The sequence below is a fragment of the Parafilimonas terrae genome, from assembly GCF_900115755.1.
Classification (GTDB): Bacteria; Bacteroidota; Bacteroidia; order Chitinophagales; family Chitinophagaceae; genus Parafilimonas; species Parafilimonas terrae.
The window spans coordinates 198,697-211,920 of record NZ_FOXQ01000001.1 but is presented as its reverse complement, the minus strand read 5'-3'; the positions used below and the strand labels follow the sequence as shown (position 1 = coordinate 211,920).

11 protein-coding genes are annotated in these 13,224 nt (G+C 38.7%); 7 read left to right on the top strand and 4 right to left on the bottom strand.

Annotated features, from left to right (window positions below):
- Positions 1-16: 16 nt before the first annotated feature.
- Positions 17-1,096: an Ldh family oxidoreductase gene (locus BM015_RS00850; protein WP_090653553.1), complete on the bottom strand. Its 1,080-nt coding sequence runs from the start codon at positions 1,094-1,096 to the stop codon at positions 17-19.
- Between the two features lie 76 nt (positions 1,097-1,172).
- A complete protein-coding gene (locus BM015_RS00845; protein WP_090653551.1) occupies positions 1,173-1,931 on the bottom strand; it encodes an SDR family NAD(P)-dependent oxidoreductase in 759 nt (252 codons plus the stop codon).
- Positions 1,932-2,044: 113 nt separating this feature from the next.
- On the opposite strand from BM015_RS00845, the gene BM015_RS00840 reads away from it, so the two are divergent.
- The 3 genes from BM015_RS00840 (at position 2,045) to BM015_RS00830 (ending at position 5,099) form a co-directional block, all read left to right on the top strand.
- Positions 2,045-2,854 (top strand): hypothetical protein, encoded by an 810-nt coding sequence (locus tag BM015_RS00840; RefSeq protein WP_090653549.1) that lies wholly within the window; start codon positions 2,045-2,047, stop codon positions 2,852-2,854.
- Positions 2,855-2,949: 95 nt separating this feature from the next.
- Complete coding sequence (locus BM015_RS00835) at positions 2,950-4,149, top strand: ATP-grasp domain-containing protein (RefSeq protein ID WP_090653547.1); 1,200 nt, start codon at positions 2,950-2,952, stop codon at positions 4,147-4,149.
- Between the two features lie 215 nt (positions 4,150-4,364).
- Positions 4,365-5,099 (top strand): lysophospholipid acyltransferase family protein, encoded by a 735-nt coding sequence (locus tag BM015_RS00830; RefSeq protein WP_090653546.1) that lies wholly within the window; start codon positions 4,365-4,367, stop codon positions 5,097-5,099.
- Here the strand turns inward: BM015_RS00830 and BM015_RS00825 are convergent, their stop codons facing one another.
- Positions 5,100-5,534, bottom strand: a complete 435-nt coding sequence (locus tag BM015_RS00825; RefSeq protein ID WP_177191770.1) for a hypothetical protein — start codon at positions 5,532-5,534, stop codon at positions 5,100-5,102.
- 160 nt (positions 5,535-5,694) lie between these two features.
- On the opposite strand from BM015_RS00825, the gene BM015_RS00820 reads away from it, so the two are divergent.
- From BM015_RS00820 to BM015_RS21315, 4 genes are all read left to right on the top strand, one after another.
- Positions 5,695-6,936: an exo-beta-N-acetylmuramidase NamZ family protein gene (locus tag BM015_RS00820; RefSeq protein WP_090653544.1), complete on the top strand. Its 1,242-nt coding sequence runs from the start codon at positions 5,695-5,697 to the stop codon at positions 6,934-6,936.
- A gap of 133 nt (positions 6,937-7,069) precedes the next feature.
- Positions 7,070-9,916, top strand: a complete 2,847-nt coding sequence (locus tag BM015_RS00815) for a hypothetical protein (RefSeq protein WP_090653542.1) — start codon at positions 7,070-7,072, stop codon at positions 9,914-9,916.
- Positions 9,917-10,064: 148 nt separating this feature from the next.
- The gene (locus BM015_RS00810; RefSeq protein WP_090653540.1) at positions 10,065-11,159 is read left to right on the top strand and encodes a lytic transglycosylase domain-containing protein; all 1,095 of its coding nucleotides are present in this window, start codon (positions 10,065-10,067) and stop codon (positions 11,157-11,159) included.
- Positions 11,160-11,203: 44 nt separating this feature from the next.
- Positions 11,204-11,704, top strand: a complete 501-nt coding sequence (locus tag BM015_RS21315) for a hypothetical protein (protein ID WP_143075714.1) — start codon at positions 11,204-11,206, stop codon at positions 11,702-11,704.
- 59 nt (positions 11,705-11,763) lie between these two features.
- Here the strand turns inward: BM015_RS21315 and BM015_RS00800 are convergent, their stop codons facing one another.
- Entirely contained in the window at positions 11,764-13,164 is a 1,401-nt protein-coding gene (locus BM015_RS00800; RefSeq protein WP_090653536.1) for a tetratricopeptide repeat-containing protein, read from the bottom strand.
- Between the last annotated feature and the right edge of the window lie 60 nt (positions 13,165-13,224).

The following is a 13,224-nucleotide window of genomic DNA, read 5'->3' as shown; positions in this document are numbered from 1 at the left end:
TTTGCTGTGATAGATTTTACCGGAATTCAATATTGAATTTTGCAGCTACAGCCTGCAGATCGTTTACAACGCTTTCTACAACGGGGATGCCTTCCTTCATTCTTATTGCTTCCATTTCCCTTTCAGGATCGCCTGGCACCAAAACCTTCCCGTGGCCTTCGGCGGGTTTGGCATTCCTGAAACGGCGCAGCCAGTTATCAATATGCTGCTTGAATTCATCGGCGGTGCGAAAAGCATCAATGCGCATGGCGCCAAAAAAATGGCCAAGCCCTTTGCCGGGCATATTCTCCGGCATGGGTACATACGCAGGGAAAGGCGGCGCCCAGGGCCCATAACTTGCACCGCTTAAAACGGCAGAAAAAATATCAACAATACTTCCCAATGCATAACCCTTATGCGAACCATGTTCCCGGTCGCTGCCAAGCGGCAATAAAGCGCCGCCTGTTTTTAATGCACTCGCATTGGTTGACGGGGCGCCTTCTTTTGTTTGCACCCAGCCTAAAGGCGCTTCCGCATTTTTTCTTTGCAAGATTTCAAGCTTGCCATTGGCGGCTGTTGTTGTGGCCATATCTGCAACAAAAGGCGCTTCATTGCCTGCGGGAATAGCCACTGCAATTGGGTTAGTGCCCAGCATTCTTTCAATACTGAAAGTTGGCGCAACCAATGCACTGGCGTTAGTCATGGCAATGCCTATCATGTCGTATGGCAAAGCCATCATGGCATGATAACCGGCAATGCCAAAATGATTGCTGTTGCAAACACTCACCCAGCCTGTTCCAACATTAGCGGCTTTATCAATCGCAATTTGCATGGCATGCGGCGCCACCACCAAACCCAAACCTGCACCGCCATCAACAACAGCGGTAGAAGGTGTTTCATGTTTTATGTGAATATCAGGATTGCTATTAATCCTGCCGGCTTCCCATAATCGCACATAACCTGAAAGGCGGGCCACACCGTGGCTGTCAATGCCCCGCACATCCGCAGCCAGTAAGGATTTTGTGGCAGTTGTTGCATCGGTATCGCTGCAGCCAATATGTTTAAAAACGGAATAGGTAAAATTGTATAGAGACTGGTAAGAAAATATTGTATCCATGCTGCAAAGTAAAAAAGCATGTTATGAAGGACACGAAATATCTTTCAACAATGTGAATTAGGTTGCATAGCCAGGGCTATTCCTTATATGTATAAAACGAACTTGCCTGTGCTAAACAGGTGATCACAAGATCATTAATGCAAACATGTTTGGGCAAAGCAGCGCAATAAAATATAGTGTCGGCCACATCTTCTGCATGCAATGGTTCATAACCTTCATACACCGCATCTGCTTTTTGCACATCGCCTTTAAAACGCACTATTGAGAATTCCGTATCAACAGCGCCGGGGTTAATACATGTAACTTTTATCCTGTGCGGCAGCAGGTCAATGCGCTGTGCCTGGCTTATGGCATTTACTGCAAACTTGGTGGCGCAATACACATTACCATCTTTATATACTTCCTTCGCGGCCGTTGAGCCAATATTTATAATATGGCCTTTTTTATTTTTCTTCATTAAGGGAATAACAGCTTTCGACATATACAGCAACCCTTTCACGTTCGTATCTATCATGGTTTCCCAATCATCGAGCGAAGCTTCATCAAAAGCATCGCGGCCTGCTGCAAGGCCTGCATTATTTATCAGCACATCAATATTGCGCCATTCTTCACTTAAATTATTGATGGCATTAAAAGTTTCTTCTTTTTTACTTATGTCAAAAGCAAGCGGTAAAACTTTTATATTATTGTTTGATGATAATGTTGCAGCAAGCGCTTCCAGCCGTTGTTTTCTGCGGCCGGTAATGATGCAGTTATAATTAGCATCTGCAAATTTTTCAGCAATGGCTTTGCCAAGACCTGATGTTGCACCTGTAACAAGAATTGTTTTATTCATGCAGCAAAATAAATGATAAAATTTGCGCTGCCACTGCACTGTTTTTACATTATTGCATTAAAGTTTCAGTTTCTAAAAAGCATCGACACTATATTTGTCCGTACGTAACCGATATGAAGAAGATATATATTTTGCTTTTTGTTTTTATTGCTTTCAACGCGGCAAATAGTTTACATGCTCAAAATAAATTTTTGGTAACAGTGGCCGATGCAGGCAATACCAAAGTGCGGGTTGCATGGACTAATCCGTATGGAGATAGCGTGGTGCAATTAAATGTGCAGCGTTCATGGGATAGTGTAAAAAATTATAAAACTATCTTTTCACCTTTGTCGCCCGAGCTTCCGGAGAACGGGTATATTGATGAATCTGCCGGTTACAATGGCATGTATTACCGTGTTTTTTATGTGCTGGCCAATGGTTCTTATTTTTTTACAAAAGCAAAAAAAGTTAAAACAGGTTCTGATTTTACTGATGATATAAGCGAAGAAAATAAGGCCGATAGAAATTTTCTTGTTACCGTGCACGACGATGATACGGTGATTGCCCAATTTAATTATGATCAATACAAACACTTCCGTGACTCGATTGTAAACTATACAAAGGATACCTTGTATTCATTAACTGATGCGGATATATTGATACGTTATTATGCCAACAATATAAACTGGATGCCTTCGCCGCATGTATTTACCAATGCTGATGGCTATGTGCAGATATCACTTGCAGATGCTTTGCAAAAAAATTACAGGCTTCGTTTTTTTGATGAATTTCATAAGCCACTTTTCAGCATTCAGCATGTGGCACAACCGATGTTGCTGCTTGATAAAACAGATTTTATGCGCTCCGGCTGGTTTTATTTTGAACTGTATGAAGACAATAAAGTGAAAGAGCGTAATAAGTTTTATATACCAAAGGATTTTTAAAGTGAGTGGTGAGTTTCGTAACATGATTGCCGGCAATTGATTACAATTCCTTAAAATCTAATTTCCCATTTCGTATTTTGCATTAAAACAGTTGTATGGTACCTGGCTTACGCGATAAATTCAATGCAGCGTTTACGCAAAAAAAATATACAGATTTTTTAGAAGAAATGAATGCGCTGCATCCGGGTGCCATTGAATTCAGGCTTGCAGAAACCCCAGTGTTTGTAGATAAAACTTTTACAAAAAAAATGCTGGATGCCTGCGAGACTATTGTTGATGTAATTGCGCAGCCGGATTTTAAACAGCTCACTACTGATGCGGTACCTCAAGGTTTGAAAGTGCCGAATGAAAATGATCATTCTCATTTTATAGCATTCGATTTTGGCGTTTGTGAAAATGCTGCCGGTGAGCTTGAACCGCAGCTGATAGAAATGCAGGGCTTTCCCACTTTGTTTGCCTACCAGGTTTTTGATGATGATGTTACCCGTAAACATTTTGACATTCCCGATAGTTACAGTTCTTACTTAAACGGTTACACAAAGGATACTTATATACAATTATTGAAAGATATAATTATTGCAGGTTATGATCCTGAAAATGTAATACTGCTTGAAATTTTTCCGCATAAACAAAAAACCAGGATTGATTTTTATTGCACACAGGATTACTTAAATATTCCCGTGGTTTGTTTAACAGAACTTGTAAAAGAAGGTAAAAAATTGTTTTATGTGCAAGACGAAAAAAAGATTGAAGTAAAACGCATTTACAACAGGATTATTTTCGATGAACTTCAGCAGCAATCACCCGAAGTGCAGGAAAAAGGGAAAATATTATTTGAAGATTTGGACGTTGAATGGGCGCCTCATCCTAACTGGTTTTATCGCATCAGCAAATACACGTTACCGTTTATAAAACATAGGTTCGTGCCTGAAACAAAGTTTTTAAGCGATGTGAAGGAATTGCCTTCAGACCTTGAAAATTATGTATTGAAACCTTTATTTTCTTTTGCAGGGCAGGGCGTGGTAATTGATGTAACAAAAGAAGATATTGATGCAGTGAAAGATCCGCATAACTGGATATTGCAGCGCAAAGTGAAATATGCTGATGTTATTAAAACGCCCGATGATAATGCAAAAGTTGAAATAAGAATTTTTTATTTCTGGAAAGATGGCGAAGCAAGGCCTGTGGCTGCACAAAACCTGGCCCGCATAAGTAAAGGCAAAATGATTGGCGTTCGTTATAATAAAGACCGTGAATGGGTAGGCGGCAGTATGGCGTTTTTTGAGAAATATTAAATATTCAATAAGCAATACTCAATAATTATTTTGAAGAGGCTTATAATTGAACGTTGGAGGTTGAGTTTTCTTAAGCCAATGTGGTTGACTTATTGATTAAAAAAATTATGGCTGATTAGCCTTCGCTGATTAAAGATATACAGTTGAAGGGAGTGACACAACCGTGCTTCATCTGTGTTCATTAGCTGGTAACAAAAAATATAACTTCTTACTTTTTGAAATTTATAAAAGAAATATTCGGGCGCATTTGGGCAACATGGGCTTTGGTTCTTTTTGTAAGCACAATTATAATTGCGTATATATTTTATAGTCCCTGTCATTTTTTAAAAGAGCCGCAAAAAGCAAAATGGCACCGGCAGGTATCAAGGGTTTGGATGTTCATTTATCTTACACTCATTGGCTGCCCGCTCAAAGTAAAAGGCGCATCATATTTTAAAGACCTGCCCAACTGTGTTATTGTTTCCAACCACAATAGTTTAATGGATGTGCCGGTGACTACGCCGTTTATGCCACGTGCCAATAAAACTATTGCTAAAAAAAGTTTTTCACCCATACCGGTTTTTGGATGGATATATAGCTTTGGCAGCGTGCTGGTTGACAGGAATGATGACCGCAGCCGCCGCAAAAGTTACGATGACATGAAACGGGTATTAAACAAGGGCCTCGATATGGTAATTTATCCTGAAGGCACACGCAACAGGACAGATAAACCTTTAAAAGAATTTTATGATGGCGCGTTTCGCCTGGCTGTTGATACGCAAAAACCAATTGTGCCAACGCTGGTTTTTAATACAAGAAAAGTTTTGCCTGCGCATAAAACATTTTATTTATTGCCGCATCATTTGGAAATGCATTTTCTGCCGCCCGTTGAAAGCACTAATATTTCTGCCAAAGAATTAAAAGAAAAAGTGTTTAAAGTAATGTGGGATTATTATGAGGCGAACCGGTAATTAACGTTCAGGCTGAACAGGCTGCATCTTAATTATTTTATCAACAACATAGCGGCTAAAACCGCGCCAGGGCAAAGTATGCTTGTATTCTTTATAATGCAGGTCGTAATAATTGCCACTGTTGTTCATTAAATAATTGGCAAGGCTGTCATTGGCAATGGAAAACTCAAATTCGTATGATTGAATACTGCCCGCAGCCTGCGAACGAAAGCCGCTTTGTATCAGCTTGCCTTCATAAGTCTTGAACAGGTTTCCTTTCTTTACCACATAATTTAACTGGCCTGATTTTACACCTTCACCAAACACAAAAAGATAATTCCACCAGAAGATGCCGGCGCCAATTATTACAAGTATTATTATGAATATGGTAAAGAATTTTTTAAGCTTTGACCTGTGTGGTTTTAAAGATATCGTTTCAAAATTTTGAGTTGGCATATTTACACAACATTTAATGAATAATGCAAATAGTGAGTTTATTACTCAATAAAATTACGTTGAAGATATCTTAAAAAGTAATTTTGCTTTGCTTGCCTATTTTTGAAATTCGGTTGATCTTTTCACAAAGAGTTTATTTTTCAACATATAATTTTATTACATGAAATCATTGCTTGGTTTTTTAGCGTGTATATTATTTACAACAGTTTGTTTTTCCCAGGCTGATCTGTCAAAGCCTGCTATCCCCGGCGCTTACAGAACCACCGTTTATATGCCTTTATTAAAAGGAAAACGTGTTGGTGTGTTCGCCAATCAAACATCTATTATTAATCAAACCAATCTTGTTGATACGCTCGTAAAAAGCGGTATTAATGTGGTAAAGATATTTTCGCCCGAACATGGTTTTCGTGGCAATGCCGATGCCGGTGAATATGTAGGCAATTCTGTTGACCCCGAAACACATGTGCCTATTGTTTCTTTGTATGGCGGTAAAAGCAAGCCCGATGCGAATGATCTTAAAGATGTGGATGTACTGGTATTTGATATACAGGATGTGGGCGCAAGATTTTATACTTACATTAATTCCATGCAATATTTTATGGAAGCGGCTGCAGAAAACAATAAACCTTTAATGCTGCTCGACCGCCCCAATCCAAATGGCTTTTATGTTGACGGGCCTGTACTGGATACAAACTTCAGAAGTGGCATAGGCCAGCAACCCATACCCGTTGTGTATGGAATGACGATAGGTGAATATGCCATGATGATTTCCGGTGAAGGCTGGCTGTTTAGCGACAAAGCCAATAAAAAGTTTGCCTGGTATAGAAACCATGCGCAGAACTCAGTAGATACGCCTTTTCATTTCCTTGTAATTAAATGTGAGAATTATAATCATAAAAGCCGTTATCAATTACCCGTAAAACCATCGCCTAATTTACCGGATATGGGCGCCGTTTACTGGTATCCATCCACCTGTTTTTTTGAAGGCACCAATCTTAGCGAGGGCAGGGGAACTGATAAGCCTTTTGAAATTTTTGGCGGCCCGTCTTTACCAAAAAACCTGTATGCTTTTACGCCGGTTTCAAAACCCGGCGCCACCGCGCCAAAACACCTGAACAAAAAATGTTACGGGTGGAATGTGAGCGATAAAAAAGCAGATAACGGAAAAATAGACCTCAGTTATTTATTGGAAGCCTACAAGCTGTTTCCTGATAAAAGCAACTTCTTTCTAAAGCCTAAAACGGGTGATTATTTTTTCAATAAACTCGCCGGGAATAATATTTTAATTCAACAGATAAAAGATGGAAAAACAGAAGCTGAAATCTGCGCAAGCTGGCAGCCCGGCCTTGATCATTTCAAACAAATAAGAAAGAAATATTTGTTGTATGAAGATTTTGAATAAGGGGAGAAGTTGAATAATTGAGAAGTTGAATGGTTGATTGGCGGGAATTGGAATCTTTGAACTTTGAAACATTAAACATCAAACTTTAATTTTTTTTGTTTGCCTGGTCTTCATTTAATCGTCTAAACGAAAAATGAAAAGGCATAATTACCTCTTATTCTTTTTTTTGCTGGCCGGCTCGCAAAACCTCCTGGCTCAAAACATTAACGGCTATAAAGTTTATGTATCCAGGCTATATGCTACCACGCTGTATTTTCACGATGCCTATACAAAATATAATTTTGGTGAAACCACTTGCCCTTACAAGTTTAATTCCCTGCTTGGAGATGAAAAATCAATTGCATTAGAAACGTCAAATAACGTAACAGAGCCTTATACTTTGTATGTAACGGAGGGAGGGCGCAAACATAAATTTACCATTATATATAAAGAGCATCTTGAAGATGCGGAAAGGGATATTTATTTTACTGACCTGGATCTTGTAGCGCAGTTAAGCAAAGCACCCGTGAACGAGCCGGTTGCTGCATCATTTAATGCTGAAGCACCAAAAAATGAAACACCTGCCGCAGTGCAGGCAACTGCTGAAACAACAGAGAATAATGAAGCGAAATATACAGATTTGGTGAGAAGGGCCAACAATGCTTTTACTTCCAGCCGGTATGAAGATGCGCTTAAATTTTACACGGCGGCGCTGGCATTAAAACCAGATGATATATACCTGAATACCCAGGTGCAGGTGATTCAAAAAAATATAGCAACAGCAAAGATTGAAGAAGAAAACCGCCGTAAAGACAGTTCGTTTCAAAGCTATATTAATGCCGGTGATAAAACATTAAATGATAAGCAATACAATGCGGCAAAAATAGCTTACGGTGAAGCCCTGAAGATTAAACCTAATGATGCAACTGCCTTAGGGCGGTTAAAAAAGCTTGATGAAAATATTGCCATTGACAGCCTTAAAACAGTTCAGCAAGAGAAGGAAGCATTGTATGCAAACTATGTAATGCTTGGAGATACGGCGATAAGCAAAGGGTCGTATGACGCAGCTAAAGCCGCTTACAACCAGGCTTTGCTGGTTAAACCCGGCGATGCAGTTATTGCATCAAGATTAAAAAATCTTAACCAACAGGTTATTACAGATAGTATAAATGAAGTGAACAGGAAAAATGCAGATTTATATGCTGCATATATTAATTCGGCGGGAAAGGCTTTTGCTGAAAAAATTTATGGTGTTGCTAAGTCGGGTTACGATAGCGCTTTACTGCTAAAGCCGGGTGATGAATATGCCAATGCGCAAATAAAAAAGATAGATGATATTTTAGCTGAACAGCAACGCCAGGCCCGGATAGCAATTGAACAGCAGAAGAATGAAGCCCTTCAAAAACAGTATAATGATTTAATTAGTAAAGCAGACGGGGCATATAGTACAGCTATGTATAATGATGCGCTTGATGGTTATACCAAAGCATTAACCATTAATAGAAATGATCAGTATTCAAAAACCAAAATAGCCCAGGCGAAGAAAGCGCTTGAGAAAAAACAACTAAAACTGAAACTGGATTCTCTTAATAATATAAAATACACGGCAGCATTAAAAAAAGCCGATGATGCTTTTGATACAAAGGATTTTACAAATGCAAGATCATTATACAATTCGGCATTGGCATATAAACCCAATGATGACTATATCAATAACAGGATAGCAGAAATAGAACGCACATTAACGGAAGAAGCTATAAAAAAGCAGGCGGCAAAGGACAGTCTTAATAAAATAAACGAGATCAGTAAAAAATATACAGCGCTTATTGCTGATGCACAGAAAGCATACAATGAAAAAGATTATACAACGGCACGTGTAATGTTTTCTGAAGCAGCAGGTTTAAAACCTGGTGAAACGGAAGCCAGGAATAAGATAGTAATAATAGATTCCGAGCTGGCTGAAATAGCGCAAAAACAAATTATTCAAAATAAGGCTGATTCATTAATTGCAAACGGGGAAATTGCAATGGCAACGCAATTATATCCTTTAGCTCTTGATAATTTTAAAGCGGCGATGGCGCTTAACTTACCGGAACAACAATATTATCTTCAAAGGCAGGTTAGTTATACACAAGACCAGTTAAACATTTTGGAAAAACAAAGGCAAAATGAAGAACTAAAACAGCATTTTGATTCTGCAATGAGTGCTTATGAAAAAGGTAAAGCGGCTTTAAGATATAAAGACAATTATGATCAGGTTTTGTATTACTATAGAAAGTATCTCGATATTGTTGGCAATATGGACAGCGCTACTTTGGAACAAAGCCAATATAACCTGGTAAACATCACTAAGTACGTAAGAACTGCCATAACAAATATTAATGATGAACTGGAAAGAAAAAGTGTTGCCGGTGCAAACAAAGATACAGTGCATGTAAAAGCGCCTGTGGCTTATGCCTATTATGCTCCGGCAATTTATTATCCAAACCCGAAAGACCCTGCGTTAGGTTATGTTTACAGGAAATATCCTGATATTAATTTTTTCAGTTCGCCAACGGATCAAAAATTTGATAGCCTGTTAAACTTTAATGTTCAAAGCAACCTCATCGGCAGGGAAATAATGTCGTTAAAGCCTGAGCTGGAATTAGCGGATAGTTCCAATAACGTTAAGCTTATTTGCCAGAACATAAACTTTAAACATAACAATGTTTATTTTAAATTTCTTGTTCAGAATTACGACTCCACAGAATTTCTTACCGGCAGAATGTTGCTGAGTTATAAGCCAAACGGCAGCAAAGATTCTGTTAAGCTCTATCCAAACTATGTTGCCAGTTATCCAATAATTTTAGGAGGCAGGCAAAAGGTACTGGTATATGTGGCCAGGCCTGCAGTAATTGCTGATGAAGAAAACCTGCATTTCGAAATGGTTGACAGGCTTGATAAATTAAAACTTGATGTAACAATACCAGGTTCTGCTTACAATAAAAGCCAGGGAAATTAAAGAGTATCCTGATTGCAATAACTCGTATAAATTTAATATACAAAATTGCGTGCTCTATTGCCAGCTACTATGAAACGCCTAAGTAAAATATTTTCGAACAGTAAAATGTAAAGGCGTTCCATCCGGCAAAAAAATAATATATACATGGATGAAATTTATTGTTATAACATATCTTATTTTTTGCGCAAGCTTATATCCTTCATCAAAAATATCCGCACAGCATACTATTATTTTTTGCGGCGAAACAGTGCCGGCCAATAATGCTATTGTTTCGGGAAAACTCATGGATGTAATACGGAAGCAGGTTAAGAATATCAATATGCCTGCATTGCGCAAACGCGCCAATACTTACTTTCCATGGATAGAAGATTATTTAAAAAAGAATAACCTGCCTGCTGACCTGAAATACATACCCATTATAGAAAGCGGGTTTCAAAACCTTACCTCAAGCGCAGGCGCAGGCGGATTTTGGCAGCTTATGCCGGCCACAGCCCGCGGTATTGGCCTGAATGTTTCAGAAAGCGGCGATGACCGTGAGAATTTTTATAAGTCAACGTATGCGGCCTGCCGCACCTTAACGGATTACTATCGCATGATAAGAAACAAATACAATATATCATCGTGGGTATTAACTGCAGCTGCTTACAATTTTGGTATTGGCAACATTTTTAATGCAGTAAAAAAGCAAGGCAATAATGATTATTTTTCCATGAACCTTAACGCAGAAACAGCATCGTATGTTTATAAGATTATTGCTGTGAAAGAGCTTTTTGAATACCCCGAATTTTATATGAAAGATTTTGGTTACAATATTTTTAATGCGCTTCAAAATCCACCTGGCCATTTGCAGGAAACACAGGCTGATACAACTGCTTTTAATGTGATGACGGTGGATGTAAGTAATAATGATTCATTGAATAATATTTCCTCATCAAAGGGAACGCAACAACCTGGAAATGTTGTTTCCGTTGCTGCGAATATTATAGGGAAGTATAAAAAATTTACAGATGGTGAGCTTATATCTTTTCAGTTACAGCAAGACCTGATTGTAAAAAATACTTTTAATAAAAAAGGTAATATAATAAAGGGCGCAGGCTGGATGATAGACGACAGAATATATATTGATCTTGGCTACGAAGACCACGATGTTGTAATTGTAAGCCCGTTGAATGGAAAGAAAGGTATTCTTCCTTCCGAATTAAAAAAAGATGAGCTTATTATATTACGTGTTCAAACTAATTAGCGCTGTGCTAATCGTAATATGGTATCTTTAAAGAACCTTTATTTATGATTAAACATCTTTTTTGGACACTACTTTTATTCAGTTGCCATTCAAACTCCAACAACGACAGTCAGGTTAAAATGCCTCCTCCTTCTGACACTGCACAAACATTGACAACAGAAAAAGAGAGTAATGAACTTAAAAAAACTGTAAGGCGGTTCGACAATCATCAACGATTTGAAATTGTCTCATTCAAAAATACTTTAAACAAAAATACGACTGACACAGATACATCTAAATGTAGTGGTTGGAAGTTGACGGAATCGGACATTGAAAAAATAATTAAAAACTCAGAACCAATTGGCGGAACAACCTGGGATTTAAATTTTTTAGTTTTGACTTGCACAAAATCTGTTAAGGTTGTTCAACATGGGCAACAATTTGATGTTGAAATTAATGCAGCTTCATTTTTTTTGGTAAACAATGGTGACACTTCTGTATTTTTTGGTGACTATAAAGACTCAGACAGAAAATATTTTATCGAAGGCCCAAACACAAGTGAATAAAACGCCCGATAATGTGTTGTTAATATAACGAGGGACTTGCTTCTAACACTCACATCTCGCTATTCCTTATACACCCAGGGTTCTTCCAGTAAGCTGCCATGTTTTTCAAGCAGCACTTGTAGTTTATCTACCTGCTCACGAAAGCTTTGCATCATCCAGTCGGCATGTTCAATTGCCTGTGCCTGTGCAACGGTTTGCCTGTATTCATCAAAGCGCCCAAGTCCAAAATAAGCTTCTGCCTTATTTACCAATATCCAGAATTTTTGCTCGTTGTTATAATCCTTTTGTTTTTGAATATCTGCATTGCCTGCGGTATCTGTTCTTACTGTTTCACCGGCTTCGCGTTTTTCAATTTCAGCCCAGTCATTATTGCATATAAACAAAACCCTTTGCCTTACACGGTTGGCAAAAACCATATCAGCAATTTTATCTTCTTTTTTTGCATACAGGTTCGAATCAACCCTGCAGTTAAAGGTATATGCCAGGTTAATCGCGTTATAGCGGTTATTCAATAAAAAATAACCACGCTCATTGTACAGGATGGCATTCTTAAGATGCTCTTCACCCTGCCCGTTCTCATATAATTTCTTTTCTATACTGCCTGCCAGCGCAACGGTTTCAGGATCGTTTGTATGATCAAGGTTTAACTGGCTTAATAACTCAAGTGCATCATTCAATGCTGTTACAGTGTCGGGTTCGCGGGCCTTATAAGTGGCCAAAGTAAGCCGCTGAATAATATAAGGGTCAATGCAAATATTATTCTTGTCAGCGCTTTTCTTAAGCGCCAGCGCTGCATTAAATAGTGTTTTTGCTTCATTAAACTTCTTTGCTTTTAAAGCTTCTTCAGCCTCATCACAAATAAGTGCAAGCGTTTTTACAGAGCCATCATCGGCGGCGGCATCTACTGTTGTTTTAGCGCTGCTGATCATTCTGTCGATATGACTTTGGATCTTCGGCGGAATAAGATTGGATATAAAAGTATAAACGGGGCTATCGCTTGGCGGCGGTGTATGATTGGCTGCGGCATCAAGCAATTCATCCAGCACGCTGTGAAATCTTTCCGCCTCACCATAATCAATCGAATCGCCAAGATGCGTGTATTTGGTAATGGCAATATGATTAAGATCGAACGGATAAACCAGCTTGTCTTCTGCAATTACGATGGTTGTAAAAGGCCGCAATGCATGTCTTATGCCAAGCTCATACACAGCATTGGCATTGGTGGTTGAAAGGTCGGCGATCACCACATCGGCCTGCAATAATTCAAGATACATCTGCAGGTCTATCATGCCGGTATTGGGAATTTCATCCGCCCTTATGCATTCCCAGCCTTTCTTTTCCAACACGGGTTTTATAAGATATTGATAAGATTTATTCAGATCAAGTTTGCGGCCGGTGGTGTAATCAGTTTTTACTCCAAAGCCCATTACAACAAAGCAACGTTTTGTATTTGCAGCCATGGTGTTTTAATTGTTAGTAGTGCAAAATATTTTCTAAAATTAAGAAGCTGTTTTAATTAA

What these genes read in the sequence shown, in the direction of transcription:
- BM015_RS00840 (WP_090653549.1), top strand. Translation starts at nt 2,045, where the DNA reads ATGAAGAAGATATATATTTTGCTTTTTGTTTTTATTGCTTTCAACGCG.
- BM015_RS00825 (WP_177191770.1), bottom strand. Translation starts at nt 5,534, where the DNA reads ATGCCAACTCAAAATTTTGAAACGATATCTTTAAAACCACACAGGTCA.
- BM015_RS00820 (WP_090653544.1), top strand. Translation starts at nt 5,695, where the DNA reads ATGAAATCATTGCTTGGTTTTTTAGCGTGTATATTATTTACAACAGTT.
- BM015_RS00835 (WP_090653547.1), top strand. Translation starts at nt 2,950, where the DNA reads ATGGTACCTGGCTTACGCGATAAATTCAATGCAGCGTTTACGCAAAAA.
- BM015_RS00845 (WP_090653551.1), bottom strand. Translation starts at nt 1,931, where the DNA reads ATGAATAAAACAATTCTTGTTACAGGTGCAACATCAGGTCTTGGCAAA.
- BM015_RS00850 (WP_090653553.1), bottom strand. Translation starts at nt 1,096, where the DNA reads ATGGATACAATATTTTCTTACCAGTCTCTATACAATTTTACCTATTCC.
- BM015_RS00800 (WP_090653536.1), bottom strand. Translation starts at nt 13,164, where the DNA reads ATGGCTGCAAATACAAAACGTTGCTTTGTTGTAATGGGCTTTGGAGTA.
- BM015_RS00810 (WP_090653540.1), top strand. Translation starts at nt 10,065, where the DNA reads ATGAAATTTATTGTTATAACATATCTTATTTTTTGCGCAAGCTTATAT.
- BM015_RS21315 (WP_143075714.1), top strand. Translation starts at nt 11,204, where the DNA reads ATGATTAAACATCTTTTTTGGACACTACTTTTATTCAGTTGCCATTCA.
- BM015_RS00815 (WP_090653542.1), top strand. Translation starts at nt 7,070, where the DNA reads ATGAAAAGGCATAATTACCTCTTATTCTTTTTTTTGCTGGCCGGCTCG.